At 42.1% G+C, this 18,994-nt stretch carries 18 protein-coding genes; 8 read left to right on the top strand and 10 right to left on the bottom strand.

Annotated features, from left to right (window positions below):
• Positions 1–141: 141 nt before the first annotated feature.
• Complete coding sequence (locus tag F993_RS17370; protein WP_004652419.1) at positions 142–1,473, bottom strand: Na+/H+ antiporter NhaC family protein; 1,332 nt, start codon at positions 1,471–1,473, stop codon at positions 142–144.
• 575 nt (positions 1,474–2,048) lie between these two features.
• Here F993_RS17370 and trpA point away from each other — a divergent pair.
• From trpA to F993_RS17390, 4 genes are read left to right on the top strand one after another with little or no spacing between them, the layout of a single operon-like run.
• Complete coding sequence (gene trpA / locus F993_RS17375) at positions 2,049–2,852, top strand: tryptophan synthase subunit alpha (protein ID WP_004652418.1); 804 nt, start codon at positions 2,049–2,051, stop codon at positions 2,850–2,852.
• Entirely contained in the window at positions 2,849–3,745 is an 897-nt protein-coding gene (gene accD, locus F993_RS17380) for an acetyl-CoA carboxylase, carboxyltransferase subunit beta (RefSeq protein ID WP_004652417.1), read from the top strand. Before trpA ends, accD begins: the two co-directional genes overlap by 4 nt.
• The gene (gene folC, locus F993_RS17385) at positions 3,742–5,028 is read left to right on the top strand and encodes a bifunctional tetrahydrofolate synthase/dihydrofolate synthase (RefSeq protein ID WP_004652416.1); all 1,287 of its coding nucleotides are present in this window, start codon (positions 3,742–3,744) and stop codon (positions 5,026–5,028) included. The genes accD and folC overlap by 4 nt, the downstream gene beginning before the upstream one ends.
• Complete coding sequence (locus F993_RS17390) at positions 5,019–6,107, top strand: SPOR domain-containing protein (RefSeq protein ID WP_004652415.1); 1,089 nt, start codon at positions 5,019–5,021, stop codon at positions 6,105–6,107. Before folC ends, F993_RS17390 begins: the two co-directional genes overlap by 10 nt.
• Before the next feature lie 21 nt (positions 6,108–6,128).
• On the opposite strand, the gene F993_RS17395 is transcribed toward F993_RS17390, so the two are convergent.
• The 3 genes from F993_RS17395 to F993_RS17405 all read right to left on the bottom strand — a co-directional run bounded on the left by F993_RS17395 (position 6,129) and on the right by F993_RS17405 (position 8,451).
• On the bottom strand, positions 6,129–6,713 hold the full coding sequence (locus F993_RS17395) for a dual specificity protein phosphatase family protein (RefSeq protein WP_070075771.1): 585 nt from the start codon (positions 6,711–6,713) through the stop codon (positions 6,129–6,131).
• Position 6,714: 1 nt separating this feature from the next.
• Entirely contained in the window at positions 6,715–7,524 is an 810-nt protein-coding gene (locus F993_RS17400; protein WP_004652413.1) for an MBL fold metallo-hydrolase, read from the bottom strand.
• Between the two features lie 285 nt (positions 7,525–7,809).
• Entirely contained in the window at positions 7,810–8,451 is a 642-nt protein-coding gene (locus F993_RS17405; protein WP_004652412.1) for a peroxiredoxin, read from the bottom strand.
• Between the two features lie 364 nt (positions 8,452–8,815).
• Here F993_RS17405 and secA point away from each other — a divergent pair, with 364 nt between their 5' ends.
• Entirely contained in the window at positions 8,816–11,548 is a 2,733-nt protein-coding gene (gene secA, locus F993_RS17410; RefSeq protein ID WP_004652411.1) for a preprotein translocase subunit SecA, read from the top strand.
• Positions 11,549–11,695: 147 nt separating this feature from the next.
• A complete protein-coding gene (locus tag F993_RS17415) occupies positions 11,696–12,100 on the top strand; it encodes a thioredoxin domain-containing protein (protein WP_004652410.1) in 405 nt (134 codons plus the stop codon).
• A gap of 62 nt (positions 12,101–12,162) precedes the next feature.
• Here F993_RS17415 and lpxO read toward each other — a convergent pair whose 3' ends face one another.
• From lpxO to trhA, 3 genes are all read right to left on the bottom strand, one after another.
• Entirely contained in the window at positions 12,163–13,068 is a 906-nt protein-coding gene (gene lpxO / locus F993_RS17420; protein WP_004652409.1) for a lipid A hydroxylase LpxO, read from the bottom strand.
• 162 nt (positions 13,069–13,230) lie between these two features.
• Positions 13,231–14,541: an MFS transporter gene (locus tag F993_RS17425; protein ID WP_004652408.1), complete on the bottom strand. Its 1,311-nt coding sequence runs from the start codon at positions 14,539–14,541 to the stop codon at positions 13,231–13,233.
• A gap of 105 nt (positions 14,542–14,646) precedes the next feature.
• Positions 14,647–15,288 (bottom strand): PAQR family membrane homeostasis protein TrhA, encoded by a 642-nt coding sequence (gene trhA / locus F993_RS17430; protein WP_004652407.1) that lies wholly within the window; start codon positions 15,286–15,288, stop codon positions 14,647–14,649.
• Between the two features lie 100 nt (positions 15,289–15,388).
• Between trhA and F993_RS17435 the strand changes: the two genes are divergently transcribed.
• Both F993_RS17435 and F993_RS17440 read left to right on the top strand, forming a co-directional pair.
• The gene (locus F993_RS17435) at positions 15,389–16,606 is read left to right on the top strand and encodes a class I SAM-dependent methyltransferase (protein WP_004652406.1); all 1,218 of its coding nucleotides are present in this window, start codon (positions 15,389–15,391) and stop codon (positions 16,604–16,606) included.
• 113 nt (positions 16,607–16,719) lie between these two features.
• The gene (locus F993_RS17440; protein ID WP_004652405.1) at positions 16,720–17,352 is read left to right on the top strand and encodes a hypothetical protein; all 633 of its coding nucleotides are present in this window, start codon (positions 16,720–16,722) and stop codon (positions 17,350–17,352) included.
• 73 nt (positions 17,353–17,425) lie between these two features.
• On the opposite strand, the gene F993_RS17445 is transcribed toward F993_RS17440, so the two are convergent.
• From F993_RS17445 to F993_RS17455, 3 genes are all read right to left on the bottom strand, one after another.
• The gene (locus F993_RS17445; protein ID WP_004652404.1) at positions 17,426–17,644 is read right to left on the bottom strand and encodes a hypothetical protein; all 219 of its coding nucleotides are present in this window, start codon (positions 17,642–17,644) and stop codon (positions 17,426–17,428) included.
• 203 nt (positions 17,645–17,847) lie between these two features.
• Entirely contained in the window at positions 17,848–18,702 is an 855-nt protein-coding gene (locus F993_RS17450) for a patatin-like phospholipase family protein (protein ID WP_004652403.1), read from the bottom strand.
• Positions 18,703–18,768: 66 nt separating this feature from the next.
• Positions 18,769–18,993 (bottom strand): hypothetical protein, encoded by a 225-nt coding sequence (locus F993_RS17455; protein ID WP_004652402.1) that lies wholly within the window; start codon positions 18,991–18,993, stop codon positions 18,769–18,771.
• Position 18,994 lies beyond the last annotated feature (1 nt).

The raw sequence follows: 18,994 nt of genomic DNA, 5'->3' as shown, positions 1-18,994 counted from the left end.
GAGCAAATTTTAAAGCACTGCTTTGAAATGCAGCGCAAGGCCAGTCCAACGGGCGACATCCATGTCGCCTACCACGATAGTAGATTCTTGTCTAAATTGAAGCGTTATTGAGAGTGGGATTTGAGCAGTAATTCAAATCTTCTATGGTTTTTTTAAACGTGGATAATTAAAGACAATGGCAAGCACCGCACAAATCGCAAGAATCCAGCAATAGTAGATATTGCCAATCAATTCAACCGGAGAAAGTTTGGCAATCGAACAGGCAAGTAGTAACTGCGCGCCGTAGGGGATAATCCCTTGCACCACACACGAGAAAATATCAAGCAAAGCCGCACTGCGTTTAGGGTCCACCCCATATTCTCTGGCCACTTCACGTGCCATATCACCTGATAAAATAATTGCTACGGTGTTATTGGCGACAAAGAGATTCGAGAATACCACGAGGAAACTAATTCCCAGTTCACCAGCACGCTGTTTCCCGAATTTAAATAGACGGGTAATGGTATAGATGCGTTGAATCAACCACTGCAAGCCACCTTCTTTTTGCATCAATGTTGATAATCCACCTAACAACATGGAAAGTAATGCCACTTCAAACATGCTGACAAAGCCGTCATAAATTGCACTGTTCAACTTGAGTACATCAAAATCCGGTTTTTCAAGCAGCCCCATCAGACCCGATAAAATCACGCCAATCATCAGCACTGCTAAAACATGGAGACGGGTAAAAGCAAGAAAGAACACAGCCAGATAAGGCAGAATCAGCCAGATATCATAAGGCGTTGATTGAATCGCCTCCGCCTCATGGCTCATGGAAATATAAACCAGCAAGGTAATAATGGCCGCAGGGAGTGCAATCCAGACATTGACGCGAAATTTATCTCTGAGTTCGACATTCTGGCTACGGGTTGCGGCAATGGTGGTGTCTGAGATCATCGATAGATTGTCGCCAAACATGGCACCACCGACTACAGCACCAATGGCATAGACAGGTGCAATATCCGTGGCTTGGGCAAAACCAAAAGCAATCGGGGCACAGGCTGCAATGGTGCCCATTGATGTTCCCATTGCCGTTGCAATAAACGCGGCAATGATAAACAGCATGGGTAAGACAAATTCTGGTGAAATAAGTGAAAGCCCTAACTGTACCGTTGCATCGACGCTGCCTATGGCACTGGAGACACTGGCAAAAGCGCCGGCCAGCATAAATACCATAAACATCAGAATCAGATTGGGATGACTGGCGCCTTGTAAAAACTCTTCAATTGCTGCATTCAGTTTTTGCTTATATAACAACAAAGCCAAAATGACGGCTGGAATGGCTGCAACAGGTGCTTTGACTTGATAGAATGCAAATTCTGTCCCAATCATTGAATGATAGACACCACTCCCGAGAAAGATGATCAAAAATACCAATAGCGGTAGCAAAGCAAGGGCATTGCTTTGTACTTTTTCCTGAGAGTGGGCAGACATAAAAATAAAAAGAAAACTTAAAAATTGCGGCTAGTATAAAGGAGCTTGGCTGATTTCTAAAATGTTAGGGTTTGTTGGCACTTCAACCATGTCTTGCGTTATAGGCTAAAACAACAGAAACAAGGCATGAAACGCAGGCAATGGAGATCCCCTTGTCAAGTTCCATAACACAGTTTATGGAAGTTTTAGCCATAACCTGAGTAAGAGCAAAGTATTGCTTTGATCACAGCGCAAGGACAGGGGCATTTTTTGCCGTTACGGCGTTATATCTTATTTATTTAGAATAACTAAATTGCATAAGATATGCCTTGTACCGACTAAAAAATGCCCTCTGTCGCAAGCATCTGTGAAATGCCAACAGACCCTAAGCAATCCGCCTAAAATTAGGAAGCTTTGATCATTGAGAAAAAACTCAAAATATAGATAAATGTAGCAAGGCTGTTGTAAGTAGCAAGATTCACTGTCGCAATCACGTCAAACTCTGTTCAATGAACAAAAAATAGCGTTACAATGCAGTGTTTTTGTATGACTACAAACAACTCCTTAATTTATATAAATCAGGAAAGCATAATCCTATGTCACGTCTTGCCACTCGTTTTGAACAGCTTAAATCTCAGCAACGTAAAGCGCTTGTTTCTTATGTTATGGCAGGTGACCCGCATCCACAGGTTACTGTTCCATTGCTTCATCAAATGGTTGAAGCAGGGGTCGATGTCATTGAACTCGGTCTACCATTCTCTGACCCAATGGCAGATGGCCCTGTAATTGCTTTAGCGGCTGAGCGTGCTCTGGCAGGTGGAACCAATACTTTAGATGCACTGAATATGGTGAAAGCCTTTCGTGAAAAAGACCAAACCACACCAGTCGTTTTAATGGGATATTTAAATCCTGTTGAAGTGATTGGTTATGACAAGTTTGTTGCTTATGCGAAAGAATGCGGTGTTGATGGCGTGCTTTTGGTGGACTTGCCGCCAGAAGAATCGAAGCAATTAGGTGAAGTTCTGCAACAAAACGGAATGGATCAGATCTTCTTGCTTGCACCAACTTCAACCGATCAACGTATCCAGCATGTGGTCAATCAAGCCAGCGGCTTTGTTTACTATGTGTCACTCAAAGGTGTGACTGGTGCAGCAACTTTAGATACCTCTGAAGCAGCAGCCCGTATTGCAAAAATTAAGTCGAAGACCAATGTACCAGTGGGCGTCGGTTTTGGAATTAGTGATGCTGCATCTGCAAAAGCGATGGGTCAAGTTGCTGATGCCGTGATTGTAGGAAGTGCTTTCGTTAAATCTTTTGCGACATTGCCAGCGGATCAAGCTGCGCAACAGACGGTGAATAAAGTGAAGGAGCTTCGAGCTGCGCTCGATGAGTTAGTATGAGTCAAGAGTTAACATCAGGGAAGGTTCTTAGCCCTTCAACACCTTGGACGGAGCGTCATGTCCCAGGTATTCAGGTTGCGGATCAACAGCAAACATTCAAAGCAACGTTTACTGAGCCGACCATTGAATGCCCTGAATGCCATGCGTTGGTGACACGTACTGCAATGTCATTTAATGCCTATGTATGTCCTCAGTGTGATGAGCACTTGCATATGCGTGCGCGTGATCGGTTGAACTGGTTCTTTGATCAGGTCAACGGTGAGCTAGGTCAAGAGTTTGGTGCCAAAGATCCTTTAAAGTTTGTAGATAGCAAACCTTATCCAGATCGTATCCGTGAAGCACAAGACAAAACTGATGAAACTGAAGCACTCGTGGTGATGCAGGGCTCGTTAAAAGGCTTAGATCTCATTGCGTGTGCGTTTGAATTTGATTTTATGGCGGGTTCAATGGGAACTGTAGTCGGTGACCGTTTTGTACAAGCCGCTGAGCGTGCGATTGCCTTACATCAACCGATGATTTGTTTTGCTGCTTCGGGCGGCGCACGTATGCAGGAAGGCATGTTGTCTTTGATGCAAATGGCGCGTACTGCGGCTGCTATCCAGAAAATGAAAGAAGCACGTGTTCCTTATTTGGTGGTATTAACCCATCCCGTTTACGGTGGCGTGACTGCTTCATTGGCGATGCTTGGTGATGTCCATATTGCTGAACCGAAGGCAATGATTGGATTTGCGGGTAAACGTGTCATTGAACAAACCGTGCGTGAAAAATTGGAAGAACCATTCCAACGTGCAGAATATTTGCTTGATCATGGTGTGGTCGATCAAATTGTTCATCGCCATGCATTACGTGATACTGTATACAGACTTGTCGCTAAGCTGATGAATTTACCTTGAAACCACTCGCTCCACATGCAACAGATACATTAACAACATGGCTCGATTATTGGGGCCATGTTCACGTTACAGGCATTGATTTAGGTTTAGAGCGCGTTATTCCCGTCGCTGAAAAATTGGGGGTAATGCAACCACAGGCGAAGGTGTTTACCGTCGCAGGAACCAATGGTAAAGGCTCGACCACGACTACTTTGGCTGCAATTTTAAATGCACAAGGGTATAAGGTGGGGCTGTATCAGTCACCGCATATTTATCGTTTTAATGAACGTGTAAAGTTGGCAGGTGTAGAGGTAGATGATCAACGTCTGGTGGATGCATTTGTTTTGGTGGATCAAGCCCGCCGTGAGTGTGGTTTAAGTTTATCTTTTTTTGAAGCAACCACTTTGGCTGCTTTTGTTATTTTTAAGCAGCAACAATGTGACGTTTGGGTACTTGAAGTTGGTTTAGGCGGCCGTCTTGATGTGGTCAATGTGATTGATCCCGATGTTGCGGTGATTACCAATATTGGCTTAGACCATGTCGATTGGTTGGGCGATACCGTCGAAAAGATTGCATTTGAAAAAGCAGGAGTTATTCGTCCAAATATTCCAGTGGTTTTTGCAGGGCAGCAGCAACTGCCGCAAGCCATTCAAGAGAAAGTGGCTGAAACCCAAGCTCAGTTATATGCCTTAGATCGTGATTATTTTTATCAGCTTAATGATGATGGTGAAACTTGGTCATTTGCATCTTCGGGTACGACGTTAAGACTTCCAGTTGGACAACTGGCCTTAGATAATATTTCCACTGCAGTCGCAGCAGTATTGGTAAGTGGTGTTGAGGTGTCTCAGCAAGCGATTGCCAGCGGGATTCAGCAAGCTCGCTTACAAGGGCGTTTTGAAATTCGTCAGATTCAAGATAAAACTGTCATTTTTGATGCGGGCCACAATGCGCATGGCGTCGAATTTTTATTGAAGCAGTTGCGAAAATTCCTAAAATACAATAAACAGTACACAGAAGTTGTTGCAGTATTTTCAATGTTGGCTGATAAAGACATTCCATCGGTCACTGATTTACTAAAAACAACAGTAAAAGATTGGTTTATTGCTAATTTAGATGTGCCTAGAGCCGCACCAGTGCAACAAATCCAAAAAGCACTGCAAGGGCAACAGGTGCATGAGTTTGGCAGTATCCAGCAAGCGTTTGAAACTGTGCTGAAACAAGGTCATAACAATCAGCTGATTTTAGTCTGTGGTTCGTTTCATACTTTAGAAGCGATCTGGGAGTATTTAGAAGAATGTCGATGAATAACAAACAACGTTGGATGGGTGGCGTTGTTCTATTAGGTGGTGGTGTTTTATTGGCAGCATTGCTTTTGAAAGGTAATGAAGAAATAGAGCAAGATCAGACTCAAGCGACTGTTACTCATCCGATTCCTAAAACAGAGCCTAAGCCAAAAACAGCTCAGCCTGCTCAAGAGAGTGAAATGGTTTCTCTACAACCATTGGCGGTTGATGTTGAAACTGAAAAACGTTTACTTGAGGAACAACGCCGTTCGCGTGAAAAAGCAGTTGCAGAACAAGAAGCACGCGCCGCTGAATTTTTAAAGATGCAGCAGCAGGCAGAAGCAGCAGCAGCACGTAAGGCCGCCGAGGAATATGCGGCGATTAATGCGCGTCGAACAGCAGCCCAAGAAAGTTCAGATAATATTCCGCCAGAACTGGTTGAAGATGAAAAAGCCAAGGCACAACGACTCGCTGATGAAAAGAAGCGTGCTGAACAGCAAAAAACAACAGCTCAACAGAAGGCTGATGCCGAAAAGAAGTTAGCAGAAGATAAACGTAAAGCTGAAGCGGACAAGAAGGCAGCAGAAGACAAACGTAAAGCTGAAGCGGACAAGAAGGTAGCAGAAGACAAACGTAAGGCTGAAGCGGACAAGAAGGCAGCTGAAGACAAGCGTAAGGCTGAAGCGGATAAGAAGGCAGCCGAAGACAAGCGTAAAGCTGAAGCAGACAAGAAAGCCGCAGAAGATAAGCGTAAGGCAGAAGCAGACAAGAAAGCCGCAGAAGATAAACGTAAAGCTGAAGCGGATAAGAAAGCCGAAGCAGAAAAAGCACGTGATTTGATGGAAAATGGCGATAAAAAATGGATGGTACAAGTGGCATTAGCTGCGAACCAAGCCAATGCAGATGCTGTCGTGTCTAAATTGCGTGCTAAAGGTTATAAAGTGACAACGAGTCCAACCTCGAAAGGGATTCGGATTATGGTTGGCCCAGCCAAAGACCGTGACGTTGCCGATGCAACCCGTAAGAAAATTACCACAGACGAAAGTTTAAATATGAAATCAGCTTGGGTGATTGACTGGGTTCCGCTTGATCAACGCTAACTGAAACACAGTTGATGTTTGTTATGAAGATGGATTCAACAGTTGTTGTTGAATCCATTTTACATTGTCAGGCGTAAACAAATGATCAATGTTTTTCCAGATCACATGGAAGCCATAACCCCCTTGTTTCATTTCTTTGACCGCATCTTCGATTGGCCAGTTTTCAAAAATAATGCGATACATGGCAATGTTTGCCCCTGTACGATCAGAACCGTGATAACAGTGAATTAATACTTTTTGGTTATTTTGCTTAGCCGTTTGAATCGCTTGCATGGTCTGTAATAGATCTTGGCGATTGATGGCCCATGTATAAATTGGAATATGCACCAGATTAAAAGGTTGATCTTTTAAAACTTTGGCATCTTCATTTCTGGCTCTGAGATTGATGACCGTATCAATATTATAGTGTTTTAAAATTGGAATGAGTTCATTGCTAGGTTGATCACTACGAAATACATCATTGCTAATTTGATAAAAATTATGCTGCTGTGAAATCAGTGTTCCCCAATTTTTTGGACGTTGTTCATCATTAAGGCTTGAATGCTTCATGCATCCGCCCACACTGAGCGTAGAAATGAGTGTAAGGGCAAGGAGCGTTTTTTTCATATTACTGATAGCGACTGAATTCGATTGGATCGTGCGCACAAATTAACTCAATGCTTTGCTCATGTTGAGCGAGATATTGTAACTGTTTGAGATTGTGCAAACGCAATTGGTTATCTTCGGCCAATAAACGTTCTGTAAGATCTAAGGCTCGCAGTTTATTTTTCGGATTGAGCTCCAGATGGGTGTAATAGGCATCACCACAAAATAACACCCAACCATCCGCCTTTTTAATGGCGATGCCACAATGTCCAGCCGTATGTCCGATCAGGGGAATCATCAAAATTTCATCGTGAAATAATGGAAGCCCTTGGACTTTTTGCAGATTAAACCATGCTTCGCCATCGTTATGTTCAGCAAAGTTCCAATGACGATGCTGTTTAAATTGTTCTGTCTTATAACGAAGTTTGCCCTTGGTGGTCAGCGATTGAGTGGCATTAAATTCAGCGGCTAAGAGATGTACTGTCGCATTGGGGAAATCTGAAATTCCACCTGCGTGGTCAAAATCCAAATGGGTCACAAAAATATGTTGTACATCACTCGGATTAAAACCGAGTTTTTGAATTTGCTGTATGGCGGTGAGTTTTAGGTTCGGTACAATCGAACCAAACTGCTTGAGCAAAGGACCTAAGCGCTGTTCGGTGTGTAAATAGTCTTGGAGTCCTAAGCCTGTATCAATCAAAACTAAGCCACGATCTGTTTCAATTAAAAGACAATGGCAGACGAGGTGGGCTTTCCAGCCTTTTTGCCCAAATAATGGCGCGCAAACAGGGCAGAAGCTCCCACAGTGCAGATGGTGAATATTGTAGATCATGGTGCTGTTTTTATTCTGTGGCGGATCGAATTATTCTTATAACCTTATTGATTCAGAAATACCAAAACAAATTTCGATTGGCATAAAAAAGCCTATCCAGAGGATAGGCTGAGATTCATATTGTTTAATCCTGATTCGATTTATTGCTCTTGCGCTTTAATCTCTTCACTCACAGCATAGCTGTTCATCTTCTTGCGAAGCTTTAGCCGCTTCTCAGGAACGAGCGTTGCTGGTCGTTATGGCTACGCACTTCGTTTGTCTTGCACTGCGATTAAAGTATACGCTTTAATCTTGTTCAGGCTGAGGGGTTAATCGTAAATACGGTTTGACGGCCTTATAGCCTTTCGGGAAGCGTTGTTTGATTTCTTCCTCATCTTTTAATGAAGGCACAATCACCACATCTTCGCCTTGTTGCCAGTTTGCTGGTGTCGCAACTTTATGCTTGTCAGTCAATTGCAGTGAGTCGACCACGCGCAATACTTCATTAAAATTACGGCCTGTTGATGCTGGATAGGTAATGATCAAACGCACTTTTTTATTCGGATCAATAATGACCAATGAACGTACAGTTAAGGTTTCGTTGGCATTAGGATGAATAAAACCATAAAGTTCAGACACTTTTCGGTCTTTATCCGCAATAATCGGGAAGTTGACTGTGGTATTCTGCGTTTCGTTGATGTCCTGAATCCAGCCTTTATGTGATTCCACATCATCAACCGAAAGGGCAATCGCTTTCACCCCACGTTTGTCAAATTCATCTTTCAGCTTGGCGGTATAGCCGAGTTCAGTGGTACAAACGGGCGTATAGTCCGCAGGATGTGAAAAAAGAATTCCCCAACTACTCCCTAAAAAGTCATAAAAATCAATATTACCTTCACTTGATTCTTGCTGGAAATTTGGGGCGATATCGCCTAAACGTAATGTCATGATCAATCCTCTATACATTCTTTATGTTTTCTATCTCCATCTAATATGCAGGATGTACTTTATAAATAAAATTATTGTTTTTGTATTTTATTATGAACTTTTGAGATATTGATTATTGATCTTGTTAAAAAATGATCAGAAATTCACATTCAAGTCGATGTAAGTTAAATGCAAATTTGCTACATTAACGCATCTTTAGTGATGTGACGTCAGAATCGCCTCGCAGATTTTTTTGCCTGTTTGAATGCAAAGCACTTGTAGTTCTTATTTCTGACTCCATAATAACAGCTAAGAAAAAATTAACCGACCTAGGGTTTGTTGAAATTGACAAACCTTATAACAAACAGGATTAGAGAGTTTATTCATGTTGGCAAGTCTGATCGGAGGTATCTTCGGTACAAAAAATGAGCGTGAGCTCAAACGCATGCGTAAAATTGTTGAACAAATTAATGCGCTTGAACCGACGATATCTGCTCTAAACGATGCAGACCTCTCTGCAAAAACTCCAGAATTCAAACAACGTTTTAGTAATGGTGAAACTTTAGATAAGTTAATGCCAGAAGCGTTTGCGGTGTGTCGTGAAGCAGCAAAACGTGTCATGGGCATGCGCCATTATGACGTGCAGTTGATTGGTGGTATTACCTTACACGAAGGTAAGATTGCTGAAATGCGTACCGGTGAAGGTAAAACCCTGATGGGTACTTTGGCGTGTTATCTCAATGCATTAAGTGGTCAAGGCGTTCACGTGATTACGGTGAACGACTACTTGGCACAACGTGATGCTGAGTTGAACCGTCCATTATTCGAATTCTTAGGCCTCAGCATTGGTGTGATTTACTCGATGCAAATGCCGGATGAAAAAGCACAAGCCTATACTTCCGACATTACCTACGGGACCAACAACGAATTCGGTTTCGACTATCTTCGTGACAATATGGTGTTTTCTCTGCAAGAGAAAAAGCAACGCGGTTTAAGCTACGCCATCATCGATGAAGTCGACTCAATCTTGATTGATGAAGCACGTACACCGTTGATTATTTCAGGTCAAAGTGAAGATTCATCTCATCTTTATCAGCTGATTAACAGTATTCCTCCAACATTACGTCCACAGAAAGAAGAAAAAGTGGCTGATGGCGGGCATTTCTGGGTCGATGAGAAACAGCGTTCAGTTGAAATGACTGAAGTTGGTTATGAAACAGTTGAACAAAAACTGATTGAAATGGGCTTGTTGGCTGAAGGCGAGAGTCTTTATTCAGCAACTAACCTGAATTTAGTTCACCATGTCACTGCAGCGATTCGTGCACACTATCTCTATCAAAAGAATGTGCACTACATCATTGGCGTTAATCCACAGACTCAGAAAGAAGAAGTCATTATTGTGGATGAAAGCACGGGTCGTACCATGCCAGGTCGTCGTTGGTCTGAAGGTTTGCATCAAGCGGTTGAAGCCAAAGAAAACATGGAAATTCAGCCAGAAAACCAAACGCTGGCAACCACAACTTTCCAGAACTATTTCCGTCTATATAAAAAGCTGTCAGGTATGACCGGTACTGCCGATACTGAAGCTGCGGAAATGAAAGAAATCTATGGTCTGGATGTGGTGATTATTCCAACGCACCGTCCAATGGTCCGTGTCGATCATAACGATTTGATCTATTTAAACCGTAATGGTAAATATACCGCGATTATTGAAGAAATTACCAAGATTCGTCAGCAGGGCGTTGCACCGATCCTGATCGGTACCGCAACCATTGAAGCCAGTGAAATTTTATCTGCCAAGTTATTACAGGCGGGTATTCATCACGAAGTCTTGAATGCAAAACAGCACGAACGTGAAGCGGATATTATTGCGCAAGCGGGTAGTCCGAATGCGGTAACCATTGCCACCAACATGGCGGGTCGTGGTACCGATATTTTGCTGGGTGGTAACTGGAAAGCCAAGCTAGCCAAAATTGAAAATCCAACCCCTGAAGATGAAGCACGTTTACAGGCACAGTGGGAAAAAGATCACGAAGACGTTTTAAGTTCAGGTGGTTTACATATCATAGGTTCTGAGCGTCATGAATCACGTCGTATTGATAACCAGCTGCGTGGTCGTGCGGGTCGTCAAGGTGACCCTGGTGTATCTCGCTTCTATTTGTCACTTGAAGATGACTTGATGCGTATCTTCGCGGGCGATCGCGTTGTTGCCATGATGCGTGCAATGGGCTTACAAGAAAGTGAAGCGATTGAGCACAAAATGGTGAGCCGTTCAATCGAAAATGCACAGCGTAAAGTTGAAGCACGTAACTTTGATATTCGTAAGAATCTATTGAAGTACGATGACGTGAACAACGAACAACGTAAGATCATTTATTCACAACGTGATGAAGTTTTAGCGGAAAGTACGCTTCAAGACTATATTGAAGAAATGCATCAGGAAGTGGTGAAAGGTCTTATCGCAAACTTTATTCCACCAGAGTCGATTCATGACCAGTGGGATATCGAAGGCTTGGAAAATGCTTTGCATAGTGATTTAGGTATCGAGCTTCCTGTACAGCAATGGTTAGACCAAGATCGTCGTTTGGATGAAGAAGGTTTAGTGGCTCGTATTTCTGATGAAGTCATTAATCGCTACCGCCAACGTCGTGAGCAAATGGGGGATGATTCAGCAGCAATGTTGGAACGCCACTTTATGTTGAACTCGCTTGACCGCCATTGGAAAGATCATTTGGCTGCGATGGACTATCTACGTCAAGGGATTCATTTACGTGGCTACGCACAGAAAAATCCTGAGCAAGAATACAAGAAAGAAGCATTCAACTTGTTTGTAAATATGTTGGGTGTGATCAAGTCTGATGTGGTGACGGATTTATCTCGTGTTCATGTACCGACAGCAGAAGAATTGGCAGAACTTGAAGCACAGCAACAACGTCAGGCGGAATCAATGCGTCTGTCGTTTGAACATGATGATGTAGATGGTTTAACCGGTGAAATCACGGCTTCTGAAGAGATTGAAAATGTAGGTAATACTGCATTCCCAGTACCTGAAAGTCGTAATGCGCCTTGCCCTTGCGGTTCTGGCTTAAAGTATAAGCAATGTCACGGTAAAATCTAAGTTTTGACTTGATTTAAGCTGAAATAAAAAAGCAGAGCATTGGTCTCTGCTTTTTTTACGAGAATTTACTTGAGTCCAGACACGCTTTGTAGTTTCATTATTGGACTTACAGATCTTGATTGAGTTCGCATTAAAAGCGGGAAGACAATGAAAAAACCATTACAACTTTTAATTTTGGCAAGTGCGGCGGTATCGGGTTTTGCATTTGCAGACGATGCACCACAAACCACGACTGTGGATAAAGTCTTAGCGGCAAAAGGCAGCAATACAGCTGAAGCACAAGTTAAACGTGAAGTCACAACTGTGATCAGTCCACGTACTGGCATTCGCTATACTTTAGGTGATACAGGCAACCGTCCAATCGTATTGCAAACAGCAGCAATTGCGCCTGCAAACTCTGCAAATATTAACCGTATTGTGGCATCAAATCCTGCATTATCTGCACAGAGCCAAGAGAAAGCCAAGATTGCTTTAATTGGTGAAACGGCTGTTCAAGCGGCCAACGCTGCGGCGGCACAAACAGCAGGTACACAGACTGCAAAAGCAAATTAAGTTCAATTGGTTTGAAATAAAAAAGAGATGCAATTGCATCTCTTTTTTATGAATGAATTTTATTATAAAAAGCTTGGGAGCAAGATTAAGCCAATCAGGATGGCAAATAGTAACCATTTAGATACATAGTAGAGTGGGCGATTACGTTCTTTTAGGCCACGACCATAGTGATGCACGGCATAACCATATTTAAAAATACGGTTAATAAAACCAGTTTTGTCTTGGTCATCATTGGGTGAACTTGCGGCAGACATGACATTGCGACCAAACCAGTGATTGAACTTTTGTGCCCAACCCCATTTCATTGGGCGTTCGATGTCACAGAATAAGATAATACGGGTTTCATCGGTTTTGTTTTCAGCCCAATGTACAAAGGTTTCATCAAAGACTGTGGCTTCACCGTCTCTCCAGCTATAACGTTCTTGATCGACTTCGATAAAGCAATCATCGCTATTGGGTGTGACTAGGCCAAGATGATAACGTACTGAACCTGCGTAAGGGTCACGGTGTTTACCCAAGTAGCTGCCAGAAGGCAATTCGGTAAACATAGCTGCTTTGACTGACGGGATGCTTTCTAGTAGAGCAACAGTTTTTGGACAGAGTTGTTGTGCTGAAGGATGGCTGTCTTGATACCATTTTAGATAAAAGCGTTTCCACCCTCGCTTAAAGAAGGTGTTAAAGCCGGCATCATTGTTTTTTTCAGACGCTTTAATTTGGTTCTGTAGTTGGATGGCCTCTTCACGAATCACTTGCCAGTTATCTTGTAAGGGTTTTAGTTCTGGGAACTGCGCCACATCGAAGAAAGGTTGGTTCGGCAATTTAGAAAAGCCCGTCATGAACATGTTGATTGGCGCTAAAAATGTCGAATGGTCAAATAATTGTCGAGATGCTTTTAATCGTTCTTTGCCTCGTAAATAGGTATACAAAAAGCTGACTAAAAATACGGCAACGATAATCACTGCGTACATAACACAATCGTCTAAAAAAAATGAAGGCGGTTATTTTAGCACAAAAAATATTTGGAAGAATGCTGTTGTAAAAGCAACTTTATAAGATAAAAACTATGTAATTAAATGGTATTTCAGATGATCTGAGCGTGTATTTTTCACAGATCATCTGAACAAAGACACTTAAATTTGGTTATTTACATCATCATGCTTGGTTTCACGAATCATTAAAAATGCAATTAACGATAAAATTGAAGCCACGCTAAGATATAAACCGACTGCACCCAGACCATAACTTTCTGCCAATTTTGTTGCGATATATGGCGCAAAAGAGGCCCCAAAAATACCTGCCAAGTTAAAGGTTAAGGCTGAGCCTGTATAGCGAACCGAAGTTGGAAAGATTTCTGACAGGACTGTGCCAATTGGTCCATAGGTTAAGCCCATAATTGAAAGACCAATACATAAGAACAAAAACACTAAAATAGGGCTACCTGAGCCTAATAGCGGTGCGAAACACAATCCGAATAAGGCTGAAAGAATACACACGGCAATTGACGTATTTTTACGACCAAATTTCTCTGCAAAAATTGCAGATAGGGGAATAAAGGCAGCAAAACAGAGGGTTGCAAATAGTTGTAACACCAAGAAGTCACCACGGGCATAGCCGAGTTTTGTCGTGCCCCAGTTTAATGCAAATACGGTGGTGAGATAGAAAACAACAAAGGTACAGATGGCTGCAATTGTCCCGAGCACTAACATTGGAAAATGTTTGGTCATGACTTCTTTGAAAGGGACATTTACTTCTTTCTGTTTATTCAATACCTTTTGGAAGGCAGGTGTTTCATGCAACTTCAAACGGATATATAAGCCGACTAAAACCAATACTGCACTGGCGATAAATGGAATACGCCAGCCCCAAGTCATAAACGCCTGTTCAGACATAAAAGCATTGAGTAATAAAAATGAACCTGTTGCAAGGATAAAACCGATCGGGGCACCGAGTTGAGGGAACATCCCATACCAAGCACGCTTGCCCTCTGGTGCATTCTCAGTGGCAAGCAGTACCGCACCACTCCATTCACCACCTAAGCCCAAGCCTTGGCCTAAACGACACAAGGCAAGCAACAGTGGTGCAGCGAGACCAATTTGTGCATAGGTTGGTAGCAGACCGATACAGACGGTTGAAATCCCCATGGTCAGTAAAGCAGCAACTAATGTGGCTTTACGTCCGATTCGGTCACCGAGATGTCCGAAAATCGCAGCACCAATTGGGCGGGCAATAAAAGCAATCGCAAAGGTCGCAAGTGACTTGAGCACCGCAGCACCATCGCTACTTTCAGGGAAAAATAAGTGTGGAAAAATCAGTACTGCTGCTGTGGCATAGATATAAAAGTCGAAAAACTCAATTGTCGTACCGACAAGGCTGGCAAATAATACCCGTACTTTTGAATTGCTGGCCACTTCTGGGGTGGCCGTCGTAGTGCTTGACGACATACAAGACCTTCATGTTATTCATTCAAGAAACAGAATAGCGGTTGTCTTGAAAAATTCCTTTTGAATGTGCAGTTTTACTTCGAAAACTTAATGCTATATATGGACTTATAATACATAACAGTAGATTGCCAAAAAGTGTAATCCTGCGCCTAATAGCACAAAAACATGCCAAATTGCGTGGGTATATCTTACCTTTTTTAAGGCATAAAACAATGTGCCGATGGTATAAGCCAAACCACCTGCAATCAGCAGTTGTACCGCCTCTTTAGATAGGTAACGTTGCATATCATCCATCACCAACACAGCCAGCCAACCCATGACTAAATAGGCAGCTAAAGAAAGTTTTTGGAAGCGGTGAATGAAGACCAGTTTAAACAGTGTACCGAGCAGGGCAATGGCCCATAAAGCAATCAGTAAGTAATGTGCCTTGGCAGTTGGAATGGCAATACTCAAAAACGGGGTGTAGGTGCCTGCAATCAGATAGTAAATCGCGGTATGATCCAGTTTTTTATACCAATAGCGTTTGCGTTCATCTTGGGCAAAGTGATACAGCATGGAACTACTGAGTAACAGCACTAGGCTAAAGCCATACACCCATAAACTGATCCATTGTTCTAAAGGTAGAGCATAGCCTTTGATGATCAAAAAGATTGAGGCAATTAAAGCCAGTACTGCGCCAGCCCCATGACTATAGGCATTAATCAGTTCTTCTTTGGGGTCATAGTCCAGCAATGTGTTTGTGTTCATCAACGATCTGGTTGCATAAAAATACAACTGTATCGTAATGCAATTTCCCTTTTAAAGTAAGACGCTTTAAAATTTAGTTTCTATTTGTCAGGTTTTCATTATGTTTGCGCCGAAATTTTCTTTTGAACAAGAACAGCAGTTTTTCTTGGATATCCAGCAATCTATTGAAAATAATAGCTTTGATCGCCTGATTTTGAGTCAGTACAAAGGCGAAATGGCACAATTAGAAAAGATGACTTTCCGTGTAATTGAACTACAGGGTCAGGCAAGTTTATCTTGCTTATATCATTACACCACACAAGACATGACCAAAAACTATGCGATTGATGAAGGTTTAGAAAAAATTGCTGAGCTATTGAGCCTGTCTAAGCAAGCCAATCTATTCACTTCTGATCAAGATATTCAACTCAAGAAAAATAAGAAGAAAGCCATGTTGAACACTCAGAAGAAACAGGCATCGACCGTCAAAGTTGAACAACAGCAGCATAATCGTGAAAAGCAGCGTTATGTACAACAGCAAAGTCCATTCTTAAAGCATCTCGGCATTACCGATGAAAAAGGACAAATTGTTCCAAGTATGGCGCGTAAGTGGAAGCAAATTAATAAATTTATTGAAATTTTTTCGCATGCCTATGAACAGATTGACGCTACACAACAAGAATTGAATATCGTTGATTTTGGTTCAGGTAAGGGCTATTTAACTTTTGCCTTATATGATTATCTACAAGCGCAGCATAAAACACCTTTAATTACAGGGGTTGAACTGCGTTCGAATCTGGTTGAGTTTTGCCAGAATGTGGCTGATCAAACGGGTTTTAGTCATCTGGATTTCTTTGAAGGGGATGTGCGTAGTTATCAGCCAGAAAAGTTAGATGTGATGATTGCATTGCATGCCTGTGATATCGCCACTGACTTTGCGATTCATACCGGTATCCGTCTGAATGCGTCGATGATTATGTGTGCGCCGTGTTGCCATAAGGAACTTCGTCCACAGCTGCAAAGCCCTGAGGTATTACAACCGATGTTGCAATTCGGTATTCATGCAGGGCAACAGGCAGAAATGTTAACCGATACTTTACGTGCATTACTGCTTAAAGCTTATGGTTATGAAACCAAAGTTTTTGAGTTTGTGTCTTTGGAGCATACCAGTAAGAATAAAATGATTTTGGCGACCAAGCGTAAAGATATTCAGCAACCGGATGCCAAGATCATGCAGCAAATCCAAGCCTTGAAAGCCATGTATGGCATTGAAAAACAAAGTCTGGAATTATTATTGCAAGATCAAATGCCAATCGAGAATATCGGTTGTAAGTGCTAATAGCATGAATTGATTGCTGCATAAATTCAACGATATCAACTCAGATCGGTTGATATCGTCACTTGTGAGATATGGTTGAAAAAAATTAAATAACAACAAGTAGAGTCATTCAAATGATGAAAAACAAAATTTATCTCGCTGTTTTGCTTTTGGTCTTCTCCAATTTAAGTGAAGCAAAAGAATTTGAGAGTCCACTTAATCAGAAGGGCGTCGTCAGTTTTAATCCTTCAACGCAAGCCAGAGTCCGTTTATACGGCCAAAATGGCCAGCAAATATATATGCAGCATACTTTTGATTGTAAAAGTAGAAAACAAGGGATACGTGAAAATTTAAGTGGCTACGGGGCATGGAATGCTTTCAAAACCTTTACCCGAATCAATATGAATTATTCGATTGGTATGCCACGAACAATCATACAAAAAGACATTGAGCAGAATTTTAATACCTATCAGATGGTGACTTATAAGGAATATGTGGTGACGGCTAATCAACCGATCAATCTGCATGGATTTGTAGTCGGTACAGAGCAGACTACGGGCAAAGCCAAAGTAGTCGATGGATGTGAAAATACGGAAGCTTCATTTAAGCCTCAAGCAGGCCGCGAGTATGAAATATTGGGAGAGTATCAAAACCAGCAATGCCAATTTAAGGTCTATGACTTAGAGTCGAAACAATTGGTTTCTGTCTCAGAGCAAGCCTATATCTGCCCAAAAGATAAATGGAAGTTTTGGGGGAAAGGTGAGTAATGATGAGCACTTTGATTTTGGAGATTAGATGACAAACTTCGTGTATGAGAAGTTTGTCAGGATCTAAAACGGGTTAATGCTGTCCGGTTGCGACTTCAGAAGTGGCTGATTGTTGAGTGTGTTGCTGTTGTGCCTTACGTTGTGCACCTGGCATATAATCCGGTTCTTGGGTCATGGCCAAATAGAAAAAGCTTAAAAAGATGGTACTCAGTACACCAACAATGATGACAAATTTCCATCCCAATACCGTTTCTTCATTTGAATCTTTTTTTGGGGATGGTTGATTATTCATAATAAATTCCAAAAATAACAAAATATAAAACTAGATTTTGCGCCTTTTGGGCCTGATTTGCCAAGTAGGAATATGGAATTGATGATAAGAAATTGGTTCATACTTTGGATAGGGACGCGTAGACCGAAGATGCTGCTGCCATGGTTGAATTAAGAAAAAATGCTTTGCTATCCAAAGTAGAATTGAAATTGATTGGATAAGGATTAAAGCCTATTCCAGTCCTCAATTGCCTTTAAACCTGTTTCTATCCCGACATCATAGCTATAGCGGATTTTGGCTTTATTCTTTGAAAGTCGACCTGCCATATTTTTTAAATCAGGGGGACACACTTCCAAGATTTTCTGACCAGAGGCTGAGCGGGTAAATTCGACAGCATCGTTATAACGTTGAGTCCGCGTTAATAAACTTTGCGCAAAACCACGTTGCTGTTTAAACAGGTATTTGGCAAGCAATTGGTCACCTTTACTGCTGGCTTTATAATAATTTTTCGGGCGAGTTCTGAGTACCATGAGTTTAGAAACATCATGCTGTTGTGCCGCCCAATGTACGGGTAAGGCGTCGGCAACACCACCATCAAAGTAGGGCTCACCAAAAACCTCAACGGCTTGACGTGTTAATACCGGAATCGAGCTCGATGCTCTTAAGCCATCAAGGATATTGTCCTTAGATGCTTTGATATAAGTGGCTTCACCTGAAATGGCGTGCGTCAATACCATATAAAATTCAGGGTGATTGGCAAACAGATGGGCTTGATTGAGCGGATGCTCTTTTTCGACGATGTCCCACATCCATTTTAAGTCCAGTAGGTCACCACCTTTGAAAAAGCGACCATATTGAATAAACTCAGAACGAAGCGAGTGATCGAGGTAGAGATTTAGGGTGCGGCCTTGCTGTGCTGCGAGGTAGTTGGCCACATTGGTTGAGCCTGAAGAGACGCCAACGCAGAGATCAAAAGGATTAAATTGTTGCTGTAAAAATGCATCTAAGACACCGCTGGTGAATGCACCGCGCATTCCACCACCTTCAACGACCAGTGCCTGACGATTTTGTTGAAGCATTGAAAATCTCGAACATCATGATAAACCCATGTTTTACACGGATTTATCATATTCGGCAATAACACTTTAGTGATTGTGTTGATGTGCTTCCGTTGTTCCTGTTTCAGTTGTCACTGATGATTGTGACATTTCAGCAGGAGTTGCGGCTTTCTTCTGGTTCATCGGCATATAATCTGGTTCATTATTAATGGCCAAGTAGAAAATCACCATAAACAGTACGCTGAGAATTGTGGTGATAATTAATGCTTTCCAGCCCCAAGGCGAAGTTTCTGGGCAGAGTTTTTCAGACATA

The organism is Acinetobacter proteolyticus, from assembly GCF_000367945.1.
Lineage (GTDB): Bacteria > Pseudomonadota > Gammaproteobacteria > Pseudomonadales > Moraxellaceae > Acinetobacter > Acinetobacter proteolyticus.
This window is presented reverse-complemented; position numbering and strand designations above follow the sequence as displayed.

Coding starts and splice junctions, on each gene's coding strand:
- F993_RS17370 (WP_004652419.1), bottom strand. CDS start 1,473: ATGTCTGCCCACTCTCAGGAAAAAGTACAAAGCAATGCCCTTGCTTTG.
- trpA (WP_004652418.1), top strand. CDS start 2,049: ATGTCACGTCTTGCCACTCGTTTTGAACAGCTTAAATCTCAGCAACGT.
- accD (WP_004652417.1), top strand. CDS start 2,849: ATGAGTCAAGAGTTAACATCAGGGAAGGTTCTTAGCCCTTCAACACCT.
- F993_RS17390 (WP_004652415.1), top strand. CDS start 5,019: ATGTCGATGAATAACAAACAACGTTGGATGGGTGGCGTTGTTCTATTA.
- F993_RS17395 (WP_070075771.1), bottom strand. CDS start 6,713: ATGAAAAAAACGCTCCTTGCCCTTACACTCATTTCTACGCTCAGTGTG.
- F993_RS17400 (WP_004652413.1), bottom strand. CDS start 7,524: ATGATCTACAATATTCACCATCTGCACTGTGGGAGCTTCTGCCCTGTT.
- F993_RS17405 (WP_004652412.1), bottom strand. CDS start 8,451: ATGACATTACGTTTAGGCGATATCGCCCCAAATTTCCAGCAAGAATCA.
- secA (WP_004652411.1), top strand. CDS start 8,816: ATGTTGGCAAGTCTGATCGGAGGTATCTTCGGTACAAAAAATGAGCGT.
- F993_RS17415 (WP_004652410.1), top strand. CDS start 11,696: ATGAAAAAACCATTACAACTTTTAATTTTGGCAAGTGCGGCGGTATCG.
- lpxO (WP_004652409.1), bottom strand. CDS start 13,068: ATGTACGCAGTGATTATCGTTGCCGTATTTTTAGTCAGCTTTTTGTAT.
- F993_RS17425 (WP_004652408.1), bottom strand. CDS start 14,541: ATGTCGTCAAGCACTACGACGGCCACCCCAGAAGTGGCCAGCAATTCA.
- trhA (WP_004652407.1), bottom strand. CDS start 15,288: ATGAACACAAACACATTGCTGGACTATGACCCCAAAGAAGAACTGATT.
- F993_RS17435 (WP_004652406.1), top strand. CDS start 15,389: ATGTTTGCGCCGAAATTTTCTTTTGAACAAGAACAGCAGTTTTTCTTG.
- F993_RS17440 (WP_004652405.1), top strand. CDS start 16,720: ATGATGAAAAACAAAATTTATCTCGCTGTTTTGCTTTTGGTCTTCTCC.
- F993_RS17445 (WP_004652404.1), bottom strand. CDS start 17,644: ATGAATAATCAACCATCCCCAAAAAAAGATTCAAATGAAGAAACGGTA.
- F993_RS17450 (WP_004652403.1), bottom strand. CDS start 18,702: ATGCTTCAACAAAATCGTCAGGCACTGGTCGTTGAAGGTGGTGGAATG.
- F993_RS17455 (WP_004652402.1), bottom strand. CDS start 18,993: ATGTCTGAAAAACTCTGCCCAGAAACTTCGCCTTGGGGCTGGAAAGCA.